16 protein-coding genes are annotated in these 19,226 nt (G+C 71.0%); 11 read left to right on the forward strand and 5 right to left on the reverse strand.

Going from position 1 to position 19,226, the window contains the following annotated elements:
- Positions 1 to 36 precede the first annotated feature (36 nt).
- Genes BJ964_RS49150 through BJ964_RS22315 form a run of 9 tightly spaced genes read left to right on the forward strand, consistent with a single transcriptional unit; the run spans position 37 to position 10,392 of the window.
- On the forward strand, positions 37 to 906 hold the full coding sequence (locus BJ964_RS49150) for an FAD binding domain-containing protein (RefSeq protein ID WP_268248020.1): 870 nt from the start codon (positions 37 to 39) through the stop codon (positions 904 to 906).
- Positions 907 to 910: 4 nt separating this feature from the next.
- Entirely contained in the window at positions 911 to 1,396 is a 486-nt protein-coding gene (locus BJ964_RS22280) for a (2Fe-2S)-binding protein (RefSeq protein WP_188122477.1), read from the forward strand.
- Entirely contained in the window at positions 1,393 to 3,786 is a 2,394-nt protein-coding gene (locus BJ964_RS22285; RefSeq protein WP_188122478.1) for an aerobic carbon-monoxide dehydrogenase large subunit, read from the forward strand. Before BJ964_RS22280 ends, BJ964_RS22285 begins: the two co-directional genes overlap by 4 nt.
- Positions 3,787 to 3,809: 23 nt before the next feature.
- Entirely contained in the window at positions 3,810 to 4,802 is a 993-nt protein-coding gene (locus BJ964_RS22290) for an XdhC family protein (RefSeq protein WP_188122479.1), read from the forward strand.
- Complete coding sequence (locus tag BJ964_RS22295) at positions 4,789 to 5,640, forward strand: AAA family ATPase (RefSeq protein WP_188122480.1); 852 nt, start codon at positions 4,789 to 4,791, stop codon at positions 5,638 to 5,640. The genes BJ964_RS22290 and BJ964_RS22295 overlap by 14 nt, the downstream gene beginning before the upstream one ends.
- A complete protein-coding gene (locus BJ964_RS22300) occupies positions 5,637 to 6,368 on the forward strand; it encodes an SRPBCC family protein (RefSeq protein ID WP_188122481.1) in 732 nt (243 codons plus the stop codon). The genes BJ964_RS22295 and BJ964_RS22300 overlap by 4 nt, the downstream gene beginning before the upstream one ends.
- Complete coding sequence (locus BJ964_RS22305) at positions 6,355 to 7,569, forward strand: vWA domain-containing protein (protein WP_188122482.1); 1,215 nt, start codon at positions 6,355 to 6,357, stop codon at positions 7,567 to 7,569. Before BJ964_RS22300 ends, BJ964_RS22305 begins: the two co-directional genes overlap by 14 nt.
- Before the next feature lie 31 nt (positions 7,570 to 7,600).
- Positions 7,601 to 9,136, forward strand: coding sequence for an SPFH domain-containing protein (locus BJ964_RS22310; RefSeq protein ID WP_188122483.1), 1,536 nt, complete (start codon positions 7,601 to 7,603; stop codon positions 9,134 to 9,136).
- Positions 9,133 to 10,392, forward strand: coding sequence for an SPFH domain-containing protein (locus BJ964_RS22315; protein ID WP_188122484.1), 1,260 nt, complete (start codon positions 9,133 to 9,135; stop codon positions 10,390 to 10,392). The genes BJ964_RS22310 and BJ964_RS22315 overlap by 4 nt, the downstream gene beginning before the upstream one ends.
- On the opposite strand, the gene BJ964_RS22320 is transcribed toward BJ964_RS22315, so the two are convergent.
- Positions 10,358 to 11,314, reverse strand: a complete 957-nt coding sequence (locus tag BJ964_RS22320; protein WP_188122485.1) for a LysR family transcriptional regulator — start codon at positions 11,312 to 11,314, stop codon at positions 10,358 to 10,360. The two genes, BJ964_RS22315 and BJ964_RS22320, sit on opposite strands and share 35 nt — an antisense overlap.
- 138 nt (positions 11,315 to 11,452) lie before the next feature.
- Here BJ964_RS22320 and BJ964_RS22325 point away from each other — a divergent pair, with 138 nt between their 5' ends.
- Positions 11,453 to 12,220: an alpha/beta fold hydrolase gene (locus BJ964_RS22325; RefSeq protein WP_188122486.1), complete on the forward strand. Its 768-nt coding sequence runs from the start codon at positions 11,453 to 11,455 to the stop codon at positions 12,218 to 12,220.
- 896 nt (positions 12,221 to 13,116) lie between these two features.
- Here the strand turns inward: BJ964_RS22325 and BJ964_RS22330 are convergent.
- Together BJ964_RS22330 and BJ964_RS22335 are read right to left on the reverse strand one after the other, a co-directional pair.
- Positions 13,117 to 14,760 carry a tannase/feruloyl esterase family alpha/beta hydrolase gene (locus BJ964_RS22330; RefSeq protein WP_188122487.1) on the reverse strand — a complete coding sequence of 548 codons (1,644 nt, stop codon included), beginning with the start codon at positions 14,758 to 14,760 and terminating at the stop codon, positions 13,117 to 13,119.
- Between the two features lie 197 nt (positions 14,761 to 14,957).
- Positions 14,958 to 16,262: an MFS transporter gene (locus BJ964_RS22335; protein ID WP_188122488.1), complete on the reverse strand. Its 1,305-nt coding sequence runs from the start codon at positions 16,260 to 16,262 to the stop codon at positions 14,958 to 14,960.
- 223 nt (positions 16,263 to 16,485) lie between these two features.
- On the opposite strand from BJ964_RS22335, the gene BJ964_RS22340 reads away from it, so the two are divergent.
- Positions 16,486 to 17,193, forward strand: coding sequence for a GntR family transcriptional regulator (locus BJ964_RS22340; RefSeq protein WP_188122489.1), 708 nt, complete (start codon positions 16,486 to 16,488; stop codon positions 17,191 to 17,193).
- Between the two features lie 7 nt (positions 17,194 to 17,200).
- Here the strand turns inward: BJ964_RS22340 and BJ964_RS22345 are convergent, their stop codons facing one another.
- Both BJ964_RS22345 and BJ964_RS22350 read right to left on the reverse strand, forming a co-directional pair.
- A complete protein-coding gene (locus BJ964_RS22345) occupies positions 17,201 to 18,166 on the reverse strand; it encodes a VOC family protein (protein ID WP_188122490.1) in 966 nt (321 codons plus the stop codon).
- Positions 18,159 to 19,211, reverse strand: coding sequence for a 4-oxalomesaconate tautomerase (locus BJ964_RS22350; RefSeq protein ID WP_188122491.1), 1,053 nt, complete (start codon positions 19,209 to 19,211; stop codon positions 18,159 to 18,161). The genes BJ964_RS22345 and BJ964_RS22350 overlap by 8 nt, the downstream gene beginning before the upstream one ends.
- Positions 19,212 to 19,226: the final 15 nt, after the last annotated feature.

Raw genomic sequence — 19,226 nt, forward strand, 5'->3', positions numbered from 1 at the left:
GGGTCTGCGCGACTTCGCGGGAGGTGCAGGGTGCAGGTGCCGGCTCCGTTCGAATACGAACGTGCCACAAGCGTGGATCAAGCCATTGGACTGTTGGAGCGGCTGGGCAGCTCGGCACGGTTGGTGGCCGGTGGCCACAGCCTGCTGCCGATGATGAAGCTGCGGCTCGCCAACTTCGAATATCTCATCGACATCAACGATCTGCACGGCGAGCTCGGCTACATCAGGCTGAGCGACGACGAGGTGCGCATCGGGGCCATGACCCGGCATCGGGAGCTGCTCGAATCGGACGTGCTGGCCGGCGTCTTCCCGATCTTCGCCGACGCCGAGCGGGTGATCGCCGACCCGGTGGTCCGCAATCGCGGCACCCTGGGCGGATCGCTCTGCCAGGCGGACCCGTCCGAGGACCTGTCGGCGGTGTGCACGACCCTGGACGCGAGCTGCGTGATCCGGGGCCCGGGCGGCGCCGAGCGGGTCGTCACCATGGAGGAGTTCCACGTCGGCCCGTACGAGACGGCCGTCGCGGACAACGAGATCCTCATCGAGATCCGGCTGCCCCGGAAGAATTTCAAGGTCGGCAGCGCGTACGCGAAGGTCGAGCGCCGCGCCGGCGACTGGGCCGTCGTGTCGGCCGGCGCCGCGGTGTGGCTCGACGCCGGCCGGATCGTGGACGCCCGGGTGGGCCTGGCCGCGGTCGGCCCGAACACCACCGGCATCCCGGAGATCTCGGCGGCCCTGCGCGGGCACGAGCCGAGCGAGGAGCTGTACCAGCTGGCCGGGGCGATCGCGGCGCGCAGCTGCGACCCGGTGACCGACACCCGGGGCAGTGCCGACTACAAGCGCCACCTGGCGGACGAGCTGACCCGGCGCACCCTGCGTACCGCCGTCGAACGGGCGAGGAGCTGAACTGATGCAGGTCACGATGACCGTCAACGGGACCGAGTACACCCGTGAGATCGAGGGCCGCATGCTGCTCGTGCACTTCCTGCGCGACGTGCTCGGCCTGACCGGCACCCACTGGGGCTGCGACACGAGCAACTGCGGCGTCTGCGTGGTGTGGCTGGACGGCGAGCCCGTCAAGTCGTGCACCGTGCTGGCGGCGATGGCCGGGGGCCACGAGGTCCGTACCGTCGAAGGTCTTGCCAACGGCGCCGAGCTGGACCCGATCCAGGAGGGCTTCCGGCAGTGCCACGGCCTCCAGTGCGGGTTCTGCACGCCGGGCATGCTGATGACCTGCCGGGCGCTGCTGGACAAGAACCCGGACCCGACCGAGGGCGAGATCCGCGAGGCCATCTCCGGCCAGATCTGTCGCTGCACCGGTTACTCCTCGATCATCCGCTCGGTCCGCTGGGCGGCTGTTCACGAAGCTTCCAAAGAAGAGGCGACGGCCCAGTGACAACGACACAGGACACCAAGCTCACCGAGTTCGAGGACAACGACCAGAACCCGGTCGGCTTCGGCCGGATGCTGCGCAAGGAGGACGCGCGCCTGCTCCGGGGCCGCGGCCGGTTCGTCGACGACGTGCAGCTGCCCGGCATGCTGCACCTGGCGATCCTGCGGTCGCCGTTCGCGCACGCCAGCATCGTCAGCATCGACACCAGCGCGGCCGAGGCGTCGCCCGGGGTGAAGGCGGTCGTCACCGGCGAGACCCTCAAGGGCCTCGGCCTGGCCTGGATGCCGACGCTCTCCAACGACGTGCAGGCCGTGCTGGCCACCGACAAGGTGCGCTTCCAGGGCCAGGAGGTGGCGTTCGTCGTCGCCGAGGACCGGTACAAGGCCCGGGACGCCCTCGAACTGATCGACGTCGAGTACGACGTGCTGGAACCGGTCATCGACGTCCGCAAGGCCCTGGCGCCGGACGCCCCGATCATCCGCACCGACCTCGACGGCAAGGCGGACAACCACGTCTTCGACTGGGAGACCGGTGACGAGGAGGAGACGAACCGGGTCTTCGCCTCGGCGGACGTGGTCGTCAAGGAGGACATCGTCTACCCGCGGGTGCACCCCGCGCCGATGGAGACGTGCGGATCGGTCGCCGACTTCGACCCGGTCGAGGGCAGGCTGCGGCTCTGGTCGACCACCCAGGCCCCGCACGCGCACCGCACCCTCTACGCGATCGTCGCCGGTCTGCCCGAGCACAAGATCCAGGTGATCGCCCCGGACATCGGCGGCGGCTTCGGCAACAAGGTGCCGATCTACCCGGGCTACGTGCTGAGCATCGTCGGCTCCATCGTCACCGGCAAGCCGGTGAAGTGGATGGAGGACCGCTCGGAGAACCTGATCAGCACCGGTTTCGCCCGGGACTACATCATGCGGGCCGAGATCGCGGCGACGGCCGAGGGCAAGATCCTGGCGATCCGTACGAACGTGCTGGCCGACCACGGCGCGTTCAACGGCACGGCCGCCCCGGTGAAGTATCCGGCCGGCTTCTTCGGCGTGTTCACCGGCAGCTACGACCTCCAGGCCGCGCACTGCAAGATGACCGCGGTCTACACGAACAAGGCGCCCGGCGGTGTGGCGTACGCCTGCTCGTTCCGCATCACCGAGGCCGTCTACCTGGTCGAGCGGATCGTCGACACGCTCGCCTACGAGCTCCGGATGGACCCGGCCGAGCTGCGGCTGAAGAACTTCATCCAGCCCGACCAGTTCCCGTACACCACCAAGACCGGCTGGGTGTACGACTCCGGGAACTACGAGCCCACCATGCGCCTCGCCATGGAGATGGCCGGCTACGACGAACTGCGCAAGGAGCAGGCTCTCAAGAGGGCCAAGGGCGAGCTGATGGGCATCGGCATCTCGTTCTTCACCGAGGCGGTCGGCGCCGGGCCGCGCAAGAACATGGACATCCTCGGCCTGGGCATGGCCGACGGCTGCGAGCTGCGGGTGCACCCGACCGGCAAGGCCGTCGTCCGGCTCTCGGTGAAGACCCAGGGCCAGGGCCACGAGACCACCTTCGCGCAGATCATCGCCGAGGAGCTGGGCATCCCGCCGGCCGACATCGACGTGCTGCACGGCGACACCGACAACACGCCGTTCGGTCTCGGCACCTACGGCAGCCGGTCCACCCCGGTCTCCGGCGCGGCGGCCGCCCTGGTGGCCCGCAAGGTACGGGACAAGGCGAAGCTGATCGCCTCGGCGATGCTCGAGGTGTCGGTCGCCGACCTGGACTGGGTGAAGGGCGCCTTCCAGGTCAAGGGCGACCCGGGGAAGTCGGTGACGATCCAGGAGATCGCGTTCCGGGCGCACGGCGCGGGCGACCTGCCGGACGGCGTCGAGGGCGGCCTCGAGGCGCAGATCTGCTACAACCCGTCGAACCTGACCTACCCGCACGGGGCGTACATCTGCGTCGTCGACATCGACCCGGGCACCGCCCAGGTCAAGGTCCGCCGGTTCATCGCGGTCGACGACTGCGGCACCCGGATCAACCCGATGATCATCGAGGGCCAGGTGCACGGCGGTCTCACCGACGGCGTCGGCATGGCGCTCATGGAGATGATCTCCTTCGACGAGGACGGCAACTGCCTCGGCGCCTCGCTGATGGACTACCTGATCCCGACCGCGCTCGAGGTGCCCGACTGGGAGACCGGCTACACGGTCACCCCGTCGCCGCACCACCCGATCGGCGCCAAGGGCGTCGGCGAGTCCGCGACGGTCGGCTCGCCGCCGGCCATCGTCAACGCGGTCGTCGACGCGCTCAAGCCGTTCGGCGTCCGGCACGCCGACATGCCGCTCACCCCCAGCCGGGTGTGGGACGCCATGCGCGGCCAGGCCACGCCGCCGATCTGAAGAACAAACCAGGGGAGTACGTGATGACGACGAGCATCGCCGAGCGCGCCCACGAGCTGACGGTCGCCCGCCGGCCGTTCGTGCACGCCACCGTGGTCCGCGCCCAGGAACCCACCTCGGCGCGGGCCGGCGACGACGCGGTGATCCTGGCCGACGGGTCCATCGAGGGCTTCGTCGGCGGGGTCTGCGCCGAGACGTCGGTGCGGGCGGCCGCCATGGACTCGCTGCGCGACGGCAACACCGTCCTGCTGCGGGTGCTGCCGGAGGACTCGGCCGAGTTCCCGGAGACGCCCGGCGCGCTCGTCGTCGTCAACCCCTGCCACTCCGGCGGGGCGATCGAGATCTTCCTCCGGCCGGTGCTGCCGAAACCGTTGGTCGTGGTGACCGGTGGCACCCCGGTCGGCACGGCCGCGACGGCCCTGGCCGAGTTCCTCGACTTCGAGGTGGCCCACTCGTACGAGGGGGCGACCGCGGTGGTGGTGGCCGGGCTGGGCCGCGACGAGGAACGCGCCGTCCGGGAGGCACTGGACGCCGGTGTGCCGCTGATCGCGCTGGTGGCCAGCAACACCCGGTCGGCGATCCTGCTCGACACGATGGGCCTGTCCATCGAGGAGCGGTCCCGGATCCGGGCGCACGCCGGTATCGACATCGGCGCCCGTACCCCCAAGGAGATCGCCCTCTCGGTGCTGGCCGAGATCGTGCGCGAGATGCGCGTCGGCGGCCTGACCGCCGCCGCGCCGAAGAAGCCCGCCGCGACGCACGCCGAGGCGGCCGCGTTCGCGAAAGCCGGGCCCGAATTCGTGGCCGGCCCGGCCCTGCCCGTCGGGCCGGCCACATTTCCCATCGAGGAGATCATGGTCCCCATCGGCGAGACCCCCGCCCGAACCGCGATCGACCCGGTCTGCGGGATGACCGTCGTGATCGGACCGGACACCCCGCACGGGGTGGTCGGCGGCGAGGACTACTGGTTCTGCTGCCCCGGCTGCTTGAAGAAGTACACGATTGAACACTCCTGACGAGGTCATCGCGCGTCTGGACGCCGTCGACTACCTGGTCGACGACGGCCTCGCCATGGCGATCTTCCTGGCCCTGCGGCTCGGCAAGCCGCTGCTGCTGGAGGGCGAGCCCGGTGTCGGCAAGACGGCCGCCGCCAAGGCGCTGGCGGACGCGCTCGACACGCCGTTCATCCGCCTCCAGTGCTACGAGGGCCTGACCGCCGGTGAGGCCCTGTACGAGTGGAACTACCAGCGTCAGCTGCTGCACATCCGGCTCGGCCACGCCACCGACGACTCCTCCCTGTTCACCGACGACTTCCTGCTGGAACGGCCGATCCTGCGCGCCGTCCGGCACGACGGGCCGACCCCGCCGGTGCTGCTGATCGACGAGATCGACCGGGCCGACGACGAGTTCGAGGCGCTGCTGTTCGAGTTCCTCGGCGAGGCGTCGGTGACCGTTCCCGAACTGGGCACCTTCGCCGCCACCCGGCCGCCGGTCGTGGTGCTCACCTCCAACCGCAGCCGCGAACTGCACGACGCGCTGCGCCGCCGCTGCCTCTACCACTGGATCGAGTTCCCGGCCCCGGACCGCGCGGCGTCGATCGTGCGCCGCGCGGTTCCGGCCGCCACCGCACCGCTGATCCGGGACGCCACCGAGTTCATCGGCCGGGCCCGGGCGCTCGAACTGGACAAGGCGCCCGGCCTGGCCGAGACGATCGACTGGGTCTCCGCGCTGGCGGCTCTCGGCGTCACCGACCTCGCCGCGGGGGACGTTCCGCGCACCATCGGCACCATCGCCAAGACCCCCGGCGACCGGATCCTGGTCGCCGAGGCCGTAACCCGGGAGAGCCCCCAATGAAGATCACCAACGAGTTCACCGTACGGATCCCGATCGACCGTGCCTGGCAGGTGCTGACCGACCTCGAGGGCATCGCCCCCTGCATGCCGGGCGCCCAGCTCACTGGGGTGGAGGGCGACGTCTACCAGGGCCGGGTGAAGGTCAAGGTCGGCCCGGTGATCTCGGACTTCTCCGGGACCGCGCGGTTCGTGGAGCGGGACGACACGGCCTACCGGGCGGTCATCGACGCCAAGGGCCGCGACGCCCGGTCGGCCGGCAACGCGGCCGCCGTGGTCAGCGCGTCGCTGTCGCCGGAGGGGGAGGACGGCACCCGGGTCTCGGTCGACACCGACCTGAAGATCAGCGGGAAGCTGGCCCAGTTCGGCAGCGGCATGATCAAGGAGGTGTCCTCGAAGCTGCTCGCCCAGTTCGTCGCGAACCTGGAGGCGAAGCTGGCCGCTCCCGTGGCGGAGGCCGCCGCGGTTTCGGAGGCCGGTGCGGTTTCGGAGGCTGCCGCGGTCGAGGATGCCGCTCCCGTCGCGGAGGCCGCTGCCCCCGTCGCGGAACCCGTTCCCGCCGCTGCTCCCGCCACCGGCCCCGCTCCGGTCGCGGTGAAGGAGACGGCCGAGCCGGAGGCTCTCGATCTGCTGGCCGTGGCCGGCGGATCCGTCTACAAACGGCTCATTCCGGTCGGCATCGGCGTGGCGGTCCTCGCCGCCGTCGTCATCTGGTTCGTTGCCCGCGGCTGACCCCGCCCCGGTGCTGCTGCGCGGCACCGACCGGGCCGCGTTCGCGGTGGCGTTCACGGCCCGGTTGCGCGCCGCCGGCCTGCCGGCCGGGATCACCGAGACCGACGACCTGGTACGGGCACTGGCCGCCAGCCCACCGGTGTCCCGCGGCGCGCTCTACTGGACGGCCCGGATCGCCCTGGTCCGCCGGCACGCCGACCTGGCCGTCTTCGACCGGGTCTTCACCACCGTCTTCGACGACAGCCCGCCGCTGCCGCTGAGCCGTTCCGCCACCCCGCCGTCCCGCCGCGACGACGGCACCAACGTGGCGGTCCCGGGCACCGGCGACGAGAAGACGTCCGGCGGCGACGGGCTGCCGTGGGCCACCCTGCCGCCGGCGGTCGCGGCCGGCGACTCGCCCGCCGACGACGGCCTCCACCTGCCCGAACTGCGGCCCAGCGAGCTGGCGGCACTGGCCGAACAGCCCTTCGAGGACCTGGACGCCGGACAGACCGCGGCGCTCGGCGAGGCGCTGCGGGACGCGCTCACCCACTGGCCGCACCGGCGCGGACGGCGGCACAAGGCGCACCCGGCCGGCCGGCGGGTGGCGTTGCGGCCCACCATCGCCCGGGCCCGGCGTACCGGGTGGGAGGCGGTCACCGTGGTCCGGGAACGGCCGGTGCCCCGCCCGCGCCGGGTCGTGATGCTCTGCGACGTCAGCGAGTCGATGCGCGCCCAGGCGGCCGCATATCTACAGCTCATGCGCGCGTTCACCACGGTCGCCGACGCCGAGGTGTTCGCCTTCGCCACCCGGCTGACCCGGCTCACCGTGCCGCTGCGGCACACCTCGCCACGGGAGGCGATCGAGCAGGCCGGGGCGGCCGTCGACGACCGGTTCGGCGGCACCCGGATCGCCGCGAACCTCGGCGCGCTGCTCGGCTCGCACCACGGCGAGACGGTCCGCGGCGGCGTGGTGATCGTCGCCTCGGACGGGTGGGACAGCGACCCGCCGGAACGGATGAGCGCTGTCATGGCCCGGCTGCGCCGCCGCGCGTACCGGATCATCTGGTTGAATCCCCGCGCCGGCGCTCCTGGATGGACCCCCGGCGTCGGCGGTATGGCCGCGGCCTTGCCGTTCTGTGACCGGCTGTTGCCGGCCGCCACCTTCGCCGACCTCATTCAGGCTGTTCGCTGCCTACAGGAAGTGGCCGGCCGGCGATAAGCTCAGCGTTTTCTAGCGGGGGAGGAAGGTAGTGGCACGGATCCAGCAGAGCCTGCGAAGAGCCGCAGGAGCGATCGTCGAGGGGGCCGACCCGCAGGAGGTGGCCCGGTCCGAGATGCGGCGGCTCACCGGCTCGGAGATGGGCGTCGACCCCAGTGACTTCCCGGCCGCCCAGGAGCTCGGCGGCAGCGTCGACACCGTGATGGAGCAGCGCACCGTCCCGCTCGACGAGGCCGGTGAGGTGCTCAACCGCAGCGAGTTGCAGCGGCTGGAGGGCGAGCAGGTGCACGTCATCTGCCCCATGGTGATTCCCAAGGGCCGCTCCCTGGCGACCATGCTGCCGGTGCTGTCGCTGCTGGTGATCGGCCTGTTCGGGGTGGCCCTGGTCGGCGTGGCCAGCGGTGACGTGCTGCTCAACCCGTTCTTCGGCGTGCACTACTGGGTGCTGTCGCTGTTCGCCGTCGGGTTCGTCTGGTGGCGGCAGGGCATGGTGATGGTGCCGGACGGCTGCGCCGCGCTGATCACCCGCTTCGGCAAGCTGGAGCAGGTCGTCGGCCCGGGGCGGATCATCCTGCTCAACCCGTGGAAGCGGGTGTCGTACATCGTGAACACCACGCGGGAGTACCCGTTCAACGCCCCCGTCCGGGAGGCGCCCACCAAGGGCGGGGTGAAGGCGTCGATCGACCTGTTCATCCAGTTCCGGATCAACGACCCGGTGGAGTTCGTCTACACGCTCGGCGCGGTCCGCGGCTTCGAGGAGAAGCTCAGCAACGCGGTCAGCGAGACGATCCGCAGCCTCATCTACGAGCAGGCGGCCGCCGACATCTACAACATGGTCGGCGAGGACTCCGGCCGGCTGCTGGACATGCTCAACCAGCAGTTCCGCCCGGCCGTCGAGCTGACCAACGCCAACATCACCCACGCCGAGCCGGCCGACCAGAAATACCGGATGGACCTCGCGGCGCCGGAGATGGTCCGGGTCGCCAAGGACGCCTACACCCATGAGTACGCGTTGACGCTGCGCAAGGAACAGGACGAGGGCGACCTGACCAAGGAACTCGCCACCCTCACCGAGACGCTGTCCGCGATCCAGGCCGACATCGCCCAATACCAGGCGCAGATGGACACCGCCGTGGAGCGGGAGACCAACCGGGCCGAGGCGCTGGCCCGCCAGCGGTACGTGCTGGCCGAGTCCGAGGCGAAGGCCAACGCCGCCCTGCTGGAGGCGCAGGCCCTGGACATCCGGGCGGTCACCACGGCCGAGGCGCCGGAGATCCTCGAATACCGCTACCAGCGTGAGGTGCTGGACCGGCTGGAGGAGGTGGCCGGGCACCTGCCCCGGCTGGTCCGCATCGGCGGATCCGGCGACCCCAACGGGGCGGCCGGCATCGACCTGCTGCAACTGGCCCGGGAGATGCTCGGCGAGCGCGGCACCGAACTGTTCACCCCGGCCGACATGGCCGCCATGCGTGATCGCCTGGCCTCGGTCGCACAGCGGATCGCCGAGCGGGAGCCGGAGATCGACGCGCTGCGGGGACTCCCCACCCAACATGAGGAGCGGGCATGAGCAGGTCTTTCGGTGGGCGCAGCTCGGTCATCACCGAGGCGGTGGCGCCGTGGAGCGACATCGCCCGGCTGCTGCGCGGTGGTGAGGCGGGCACACTCGTACCGGTCGTCATCCCGAAGCACCAGCGGCGGCTCGGCTGGATCGCCGCGCTCTGGCTCGGCCTGCTCGCGGTGCTGTCCGGAGTCATGTTCACCCTCGACGACTCCGGCGTGCTCGCCGCGCTGGCGTACGCCTCCGGGGTCCTGTTCCTGCTCGTCGGGTTGCTGTGGTGGTGGCGCACCTCGATCGTCGAGATCGAACAGGGCACCCACGGCGTGCTGACCAGGTACGGCGCCGTCGCGGGCACCCTCGACCCGGGCCGGCACTACCTGTGGCACCCGTGGTCGCGGGTCGCGTTCGTGGTCGACGTGGCCACCGAGATCCCGTACTCGGCGCCGGTCATGGCCTGCCCGACCCGGGAGAACGTGCCGCTGCGCTCCATCGAGTTCTTCATGAAGCTGCGGATCACCGACGCCGTCCTGTTCGTGCGGACCATCGGCGCCGGCAACTTCGACCTGGTGCTGTCCAGCGCCGTCCAGGACGCCATCCGGCAGCGGGCCCGGCTCGTGCAGACCGAGCGGGCGTACGACCTGCGCGGCTCCGACGTGGCCGACATGCAGGAACTGCTCAACCGCCAGCTGTCCCGGTACGGCGTACGCATCACCGGCTGCAACATCCCGGACGTGCAGCTGCCCGCCCAGTACCAGCAGCACCTCGCCACCCGGGAGCGGGTCGCCAAGGAGAGCGCCGCCTACGAGCAGGAGTGGGGGCTCACCCGCAAACGCCGCATCGACCAGCTCCAGATGGACATCGAGCGCGCCAAGAAGGTTCGGGACGCCCGGATCGTCGAGGTGAAAGCGGCCCTCAACAAGGCCCGCGAGCAGGTCGCCCAGCTGCTGGAGAAGCAGGAGACCGACGCCCAGCGGGTCCGGTTCGAGATCGAGACGCGGGGCCGCAGCGGGCTGATCGCCGCGGAGAACGAGGCGAAGGCCCAGCGGCGGCTCGCCCAGGCGTACCGGGACAACCGGGCCGTCCTCCAGTACGAGCTGGCCCTGCGCCGGCTCGAGGTGGGCGCCGAACTGGCCGGTCAGGCCCCGCAGCCGGTGGTGATCCGTACCGACGGCGGCAGCGACAACGGCGCCCTGGCCACCCTCATCGCCGCCCAGCTGCTGCCACGGAGCATCAGCTCCACAGAGTCACATGGATCGACGGCTTGAACCGTCCCACATTGACCCCGGCCCCGCGCATCATCGCCTGAATGGCCCGGGGCGTCGACGCGAAACGCGCCAACTCGGCCGCCGCGGACGGCGCCCCGGTCTCGGCCAGGGTCAGCGAATGCCACACGTCCTCCAACCCGGTGTGCGGCCCGCAGAACTGCACGAGATGCCCCTTGCGGACCTCCGGCGCCACGGTGAACGACAGCGCCGCCGCCACCCCGTGCCCGCGTTTCGCCTCCTCGATGGCGGCCGCGTGGCTCTGGAAGATCTGCTGCCGGTCGTCCGGCACCCCGAGCCGGCGCAGCAGCGTCGGGATGGCGCCCCGGTCGGCGGCGGCGGACGGCCCGAGCAGCCACGTCTGGTCACGCAACTGCCGCGGTGACGGCTGGGTGCCGGCCAGCGGATGGTCCGGGCCGGCCACCGTGACGACCTTGTAGTACATGACCGGGCGGCACACCACCGCCGGATCCGGACACGCCGGCGGCGGACCGATCGCGATGTCGATGCGCCGCTCGATCAGCGCCGGCACGAACGACCCCGGGTTGCGGACACTCAGCTCGACGTCGAGGTCCGCGGCCCGGCTCGCGAACAACTCGATCAGACCCGGCGCACCGTGCTCGGCGAACAGGCTGGAAGCGCCCACCCGCAGCAGCCGCCGCCCCTGCCCGGCCGCGCTCACCTCCAGCACCGTGATGTCCTGCAGACCGAGCAGCTCGGTGGCCCGGCTGGCCAGGCGCAGCCCGCCCGGCGTGAACGTCAGCCCGTTCGCCGTCCGCGAGAACAGCTGATCACCCAGCTCCTTGCGCAGCTGTCCGATGTGCAGCGACACCGCCGACTCGGACACCTCGAGCTGTGCGGCCGCCTGTTTCACCGAGCCACACCGGACCACGGCGGAATAGGCGCGCAACTGAGTGGGGGTCACCGCCGCAATGTATCGCGATCAACGTGCCGGACGCGCCCGCGTCGCAGACTCTGACCACACCGGCGATCTCACCGATCCCGCTCATCCGGTGCGGTGCATACGCTGTCGTCCGCTCGCATCACGGAGAGAGGACCCGCCATGCCGACCTTCCAGGCCACCGACGGTGTGGAGATCTACTACCAGCGTTGGGAGGCCGAGTCGGCGCTGCCACCCGTGCTGCTGCACCACGGATTCATCGCGAACGGCCTCACCAACTGGGTGCTGCCCGGCGTGGTCGACGCCCTCACCGCCGCCGGCCGCGACGTCGTGGCCATCGACGCCCGCGGGCACGGCCGCTCCGGCAAACCGCACGACCCGTCGTACTACGGCGAGTCCCGGATGGCCGCCGACGTCGCCACCCTGCTCGACCTGCTCGGCATCAAGACCGTCGACGTGGCCGGCTACTCGATGGGCGCCATCGTCTCGCTCCTGCTGACCACCCGCGACACCCGGGTACGCCGCCTCGTCATCGGCGGCGTCGGCTCGGCGGTGGTCGAGTTGGGCGGCGTCGACACCCGGGTCATCCCGGCCGGCGACTTCCGCGAGGCGTTCGAGGCCGCGGACCCGAAGACCATCGCCTCGCCGGCCGCCGCCGGATTCCGCTCCTTCGTCGACGCGGTGGGCGGCGACCGCGTCGCCCTGGCCGCGCAGGCCGCCGCCCTGCACGCCGCGCCCATCCCGCTGGACACCATCACCGTGCCCACCCTGGTCCTGGCGGGCCGCGACGACGCCCTGGCCACCCGCCCGGAGCTCCTGGCAAAGGCCATCCCCGGAGCCCGCCTCGCCGTCATCGACGGCGACCACCTGGGCGCCGTCCGAGTCCCCGCCTTCACCGCCGAACTGCTCACCTTCCTCAACACCCCCTGACCCTCGCTCCCACCCACCATCCCGTCCACCCGCCACCCGCCACCCGCCATCCCGTCCACCCGCCATCCCCGTCCACCCACCACCCGCCATCCCGTCCACCCGCCATCCGCCATCCCGTCCACCCGCCACTCGCCATCCGCGATCTTGGGCGTTTGCCCGCCGCATGTGGTGGTGATTCGTCCAAGGTCTGGCGGGGTGTGTGCGTCCTGCTCGCTGTGCGTCCCGCGACGCGCGATCTTGGGCGTTTGCCCGCCGCATTTGGTGGTGATTCGTCCAAGGCCTGGCGGGGTGTGTGCGTCCTGCTCGCTGCGCGTCCTGCGACGCGCGATCTTGGGCGTTTGTCCACCGCATGTGGTGGTGATTCGTCCAAGGTTTGGCGGGGTGTGTGCGTCCTGCTCGCTGTGCGTCCTGCGACGCGCGATCTTGGGCGTTTGCCCGCCGCATTCGGTGGTGATTCTCCCAAGGTCTGGCGGGGTGTGTTCGCCCTGCTCGCTGCGCGTCCTGCCGCCCGCGATCTTGGGCGATCGGCCACCGGAGCGGGTGGGAAATCGTCCAAGATCGCGACGGGTGAACCGCGGGCCGCGGGCGGTGGGACGCGGCGGTGAGACGCGGGCCGCGGGCGGTGGGTGGTGGGTTGTGGGTGGTGGGTCGTGGGTGGTGGGTCGTGGGTCGTGGGTGGTGGGTTGCGGGTGGTGGACCGCGGGCGGTGGACCGCGGGCGGTGGGTCGTGGGTGGTGGGTCGCGGGCGGTGGGTGGTCGAGGCCGCGGTGAGGGGGCGGGTGAGGGGGATCTTGGACGATCGGTTACCGCATCCGGTGGGAAATCGTCCGAGATCGCGACAGGTGGGTCGCGGGTGGTGGGCGGTGGGACGTGAGGCCCGCGGGGGTGGTGGTGGGTCAGTGGCGGGGGATGGGGCGGGACGGGGCGCAAGTCAGCTTGCCGTTCACGGCCTGGCAGGTGGTCTGGTAGCCGTGGGTGTAGAGGCCGGCACCCAGCCAGTCATAGCCGACGGCCGGCGAGTGACCGGGGATGACCGGGATGAAGTTGGTGGCGTCGTCGGGGCTGCCGGTGCCGTCGTAGCGGGCCACCGCCGGGTACGCGTAGACCGGCCGACTGCGTGAGCCCTTCGTGGCGACCACCGACGTGGGGGCGGCGCCCTTCTCCACCCAGTTCAGCATCGGCGTCAGGATGTCGAAGGTGTCCGGGCCCAGTCCGCCGCTGCAATGGGCCAGCCCGGGGAAGAGGAACAGCCGGGCGTACGAGGAGGCCGCGCGCCCGCCCAGCGCCTCGTAGTAGTTCAGTGTCGCCTGCGGGGAGATGTGCTGGTCGGACCAGCCGTGCCAGAGGATCAGCTTGCCGCCGCCGCGCCGGAACCGGGTGAGGTCCGGGTCGGTGGCCGACAGGTATTTCGAGGTCTGCACCGTCTGCCAGAACGACGCCTCGGTGAACTTGAGGTCGGTGAGCTGGTAGTCCGGGTCGGCCACGTTGAAGTAGGCGAGGTAACGCAGGAACGACAGGGCGATGTTCTCACTGAACGTGACCTGCCCCTGGGCGGCCGGTACGAACAGTGTCCAGTCCAGTTCGGAGCCCCACTCGTGGGAGATCTCCTGTTCCAGGCGCACGCCGCGGGAGGTGACGGCGCCGTCGTGCAGCTTGCGGACGACCGCGGCCTCGGCCCGGGTGAGGCAGGTCGCCGGATCGTCGCAGACCAGGCTGTACGGGTCGAACCGGCACCGCCGCGGGTCGTCCAGCACCCCGTCGGCCAGCCCGTCCAGCCCGTCGCAGGCGGCCATCACCGCGTCGTGGATCAGCGGCAGCTTCCCGGCGAGCAGGATGTAGTTGCCGGCGGTGTCCTTGTTGGCGAGCACGTTCCAGGCGTGGTGGAAGGTGTTCTGTACGACCAGGTTGCTCGCGGGCGCCCCGGCCACGATCCCGTCGAAGTCGTCCGGGTAGCGCTGTGCTTCCATGAGCGCCTCACGGCCGCCGTCCGAGCAGCCGCTGAAGTAGCTGTACGCTGGCGGCCGCCCGTAGAACCGGGTGATCACCTGCTTGGCGACCCGCGCGGTCTCGTGCATCCCGCGGTAGGCGAAGTCGATCTGCGCCTGCGGGTTTCCGGCCGCCCACGAGCCGTCGTTCTGTCCCTGGTGGCCCATGTCGGTGGTGGCGCTGGCGATGGTGCCGTCGGCGACCGGGGCGCACGCCGCCGCCTGGGTGTAGTTGATCCGCGCGGTGCCGCACAGCCCGCCGCACCCGGTCTGGAGGTACCGCTGCGTCCACCCGTTCACCGGTAGGCGCATGACGATCGTGTCCGCCGGGGCGATGACGCCTTCCACGGCGCAGTACGGGGCCGGGGCGCCGGCGCTGGTCACGGTGGCGGACCGGATGGTGACGCCGGGCAGGTCGAGGCCGGTGATGTCGGAGCAGTCCATGACCGGCTGGACGGGGCGGAGTGCGGAGGAGGCGGTCGCCGGCAGGTCACCGGGCAGCAGTAGCGCGCCGATGGTCAGCAGGGCGATAGCGAGACGGGACGCTGATCTCATGCGGGATCCCCTCGTTGGGAGGCATCGATCGGAAGCGTTGCGGCAACGTGAGCAGAACGATAAGTCTCGACATGAGTTCTTAACAAGATGGCGAGCAATATCGTCAACAATCCACAGTCGAGGGTGCTCCGGACGTACCGGGAAGGGTTTGAAAAGAGAAGGCCCGGACCGATGGCCCGGGCCTCTCCTGAGGTGCGTCAGTGCGCGCCGACCGGCTCCCCGGCGGCTTCCGCCAAGGCCAGCTGCTCCTTGCTGCGCAGGCCGGCCAGCAGCACGAAGACGGTGGCGAAGACCGCGGAGGCGGCGAAGACCGTGAAGCCCCAGCCCTGGTTGCCGGCGGCCATGAGCTGACCGCCCAGCCAGGGGCCGAGGACCGCGCCGAAGCGGCCGATGCCGGCGGCCGAGCCGACCGCGGTGGCCCGGCTCGCCGTGTCGTACCGGGAGGTGACCGCGGCGTACACCATGGTCTGCGCGCTGAACAGGAAGACGCCGGCCAGGAACACGACGACGAAGGTGACCGCCAGCGGCATGTGGACGCCGAGCAGGTAGACGCCGACGGCGGTGAGCGCGAACCAGGCCGCGGCGACCGGGACAGCCCCGAAGCGGTCGGCCACCCGGCCGGCGACCAGCATGCCGGCGATGCCACCCAGGTTGATGACGATCAGGAAGGCGAGCGCCGAGCCCAGGTCGTAGCCCTCGCCGCGCATCATCGTCGGCAGCCAGGTGTTCACGCCGTAGACCAGCAGCAGGCCGCCGAACGAGGCGCACCAGAACAGCAGGGTGGGCTGCCAGCGGCCGCCCCGGAAAAGGCTGAGCGTGGACTTCTTCGCGGCGGCGGCCGCGGGCAGCTCGACGCCGTGGTCGGAGGCGACCTCGCGGGCCTCGTCGAGGCGGCCGCGGGCGATCAGGAAGCTCAGCGACTCGGGCAGGAACTTCGCCACCAGGGGCACCGCGACGAACAGCGGCAGCACCCCGATCCAGAACGCGGACCGCCAGCCGAACGAGTCGAGCAGCCAGAGGCCGAGGGTGGCGGCCAGGATGCCGCCGGCCTGGTGCGCGGTCATCAGTGAGCCGATCAGCAGGTTCCGCCGTCCGGCCGGGGCGAACTCGGCCACCATGGTGAGGGCGATCGGCAGCAGGCCGCCGAGACCGAGGCCGGCGACGAACCGGCCGAGGCCGAAGGTGCCGAGCGACGGTGCGGCCGCGCAGACGCCGGAGGCGATCGAGAAGACCGTGGTGCTCGCGATGATCATCATCTTGCGGCCGATCCGGTCGGTCAGGGGACCGGAGCCGAGCGCGCCGAGCAGCATGCCGAAGGTGGCGTAGCTGCCCAGCGTGCCGGCCGCCTCCTTGGTCAGGCCGAGCGCGGGGTCGTCGAGCATGCCGGGCAGGACGGCGCCGTAGATGAACAGGTCGACGCCGTCGAAGAGGACGACCAGCCAGCAGATCGCGACGACGAGGGCGGCGAGATTTTTCGATGAGCGGGGGGATGTGCGCTGCATCACCGGATCGTGCTTGTTGTTCTCATGATTGTCAACAATCAGTTTCACGTATCTGTCCAGCTCATGTCGTTGCAGCTTCTCAGCGTGGGTGAAGTCCAGGAGATTGTTGACAATCAGCGTCGATGCCTTCGGGAACAGCGAAGATCTTGACCGGCGGTGATCAGGAGAGCGCGGTATCGTACCGGCACTGAACAGGCTGTCGGCACGGGACGACGGGATCCACATGTCTGCGGAGAAGAACCTCACCGGCGTACGCCGGTCACGGCCACGTGGCACGGCTGACGGGAAGGACAAGGCGACCGCACGCGACGAACTGCGCACCGCGATCCTGGCCGGGGAGTACATGCCCGGCGAACGCCTGGTCGAGGCGCAGCTGATCGAGCGGTTCGGGGTGAGCCGGTTCAACATCCGGCTGGCCCTGCAGGACCTCGCCGGTGAGGGCCTGGTCGAGATCCTGCGCAACCGCGGCGCCCACGTCCGCAAGATCTCGCTGGCCGAGACGATCGAGATCACCCAGGTGCGGATGGTGCTGGAAGGCCTGGTGGCGGCACAGGCCGCGGAACGCGTCACCGAGGCCGAGGCCAGCGAGCTCGACGAGATCGGCCTGCTCATGCGCCGCGCCGTGGAGGCCGGCGAGTTCCGCCGCTACAGCGACCTCAACCAGCGCCTCCACGGCCTGATCCGGAAGATCGGCGACCACGCCACCGCGGACCGGCTGATCGGCACGCTGCGCGCCCAGCTGGCCCGGCACCAGTTCATGCTGTCACTGCTGCCCGGCCGGCCGGCCGTCTCGCTGCCGCAGCACGAGCGCATCATCACGGCGATCCGCGACCGTGACCCGGCGGCCGCCGAGACGGCCATGCGCGAGCACATCGCGAGCGTGGTGGAGGTGCTCCGGTCGCTGGAGGACACCCCGGCGGCCCACGGCTAGGCCGTCACTACGCCCACTCGGCCTCGGCGACCGGCGGCGTGCCGTGGGTGTGGAAGGACTCGATCGTCTTCAAGCCCCAGGCCTGGCCCTTGGCGCGTTCCGCCTCGGTCCACGTGACCACCTCGTGGTCCGGGGCGAGCAGCAGCCGGGCGCCCGCGTTGCAGAGTTCGATGCGGTTGCCGCCGGGCTCCCAGACGTACAGGAAGAAGGTCTGCTGGATGGCGTGCTTGTGCGGCCCGGTCTCGATGTGCACGCCGGCCTCCAGGAAGACGTCCGCGGCGCGCAGGATGTCCTCCCGGGTGTCGGTCGCGAACGCCACGTGGTGCAGCCGGCCCCGCGAACCGGTCCAGTCCCGGGTGTAGACGACGTCGTAGGACTTGTCGCTGAACGTGTACCAGACCGCCGCCCGCGTGCCGTCGTTCAGCACGATCTGCTCGCTGGCCCGGCCGGTCAGCGCGGTCGCCACGAAGTCCGCGTTCGGCGGCACGTCCCGCGCCAGGAAGTTGACGTGGTCCAGCCGCCGCACGTTCGAGCCGCGGCCCGGGAACCGCGCGGCCTGGTTCTTCAGCGACGGGCGGGTGGCGTCCGAGGCCACGTACCGCTGGGTCTCGTAGTAGAGACCGAACGGGTGCCCGTCCGGGTCGGTGAAGTGGAAGACCGGCCCGTACCCCGGCTCGTCCTTGCTCCACCCCTCGCCGAGCCCGGCGGTCTCGATGTCGCGCACCCGCCGCTCCAGCGCCTCCGGGCTGCGGGCCCGCAACCAGGTGCGGCCGATCCCGGAGGCGCCCGCGCCGGTCACCTTCACGGTGAAGCTCTCGTAGTCGTCCCAGGCGTGCAGGTAGGCGCTGTTCCCGCGCCGCTCGACGACCTCCATCGCCATCGTGTCGGTGAAGAACCGGACCGTGTCGTCGAGGACCGGGGTCAGCAGCTCCACCGCGGAGACGTGGGCGATGTCGCGGATCTTCTCAGCCATGGATGATGGCCCCTTCCGTGTTGCGACGGGGATGGACCCGCCCCTCCATGATCAGGCGGGCGGTGCTGACGATCGCGGACCGGCCGGCTTCGGCGTCGATGACCACGTCGGAGAAACCGGTCGGATGCTCCAGCCGGATGGTGTCGCCGGCCTCGGTGTGCGCCACGCTGCCGGGCATCGCCACGGCGGTCCCGACGGTGACGGCGGCGAGCACCCCGATCGACGCGTGCACGCGATGCGGGATGAACATGCGCGTGCTCAGCGTGCCACCCTCGGTCGGCGGCGAGATCAGACACATCTTCGGTACGGTCGTCGCGCTCACGTCACCGAGGCCCATCATCTTGCCGGCGAGCAGGCGCAACTCCTCGACCCGGCGGCGCAGACGACCGTCCGCCTCCAGTTCGGCCGGAGTCTCCTCGCCGGTGACACCCAGTGACGCGGCGGCCATCAGGACCACCGGCATCCCGTTGTCGATCAGGGTCGCCGGGACGCCGTCCAGATCGTCGACGATCCGGCCGGTGGGCAGCAGCCCCGGGGCGACCGAGCCGGCCGTGTCCCGGAACTCCACCTCGATGCGGGCCGCCGTGCCGGGCACGCCGCTGAGCGCGGTGTCCCCGGCGTACTCGACCCGGCCGCCGGGAGTGGGGACCGAGACCACGGCCAGGGCGCCGGTGTTGACCATGCGGACGCGTACCGGGGTGACGTCGCCGGAGGCCGCCACCAGGCCGCGCTCGACGGCGAACGGGCCGACCCCGGCCAGGATGTTGCCGCACGGCTGCTCCGCGCTGACCCGCGGCTGATCCACCTGCACCTGGAGGAACAGGTAGTCGACGTCGGCCTCCGGATCGTCCGAGGCGCTGACCACGGCGACCTTGCTGGTCAGCGGGTGGCCGCCGCCGATGCCGTCGATCTGCCGCGGATCCGGTGAGCCCATCACCGACAGCAGCAGGGCGTCCCGCTCGGTCTCGTCCGCGGGCAGATCCTCCCGGAGGAAGTACGCCCCCTTGGACGTGCCCCCACGCATGATCACCACGGGGACGCTCATGACTGTTCCCCCACT

Origin of the sequence: Actinoplanes lobatus, assembly GCF_014205215.1 — a bacterium.
In the GTDB taxonomy this organism is placed as follows: Bacteria; Actinomycetota; Actinomycetes; order Mycobacteriales; family Micromonosporaceae; genus Actinoplanes; species Actinoplanes lobatus.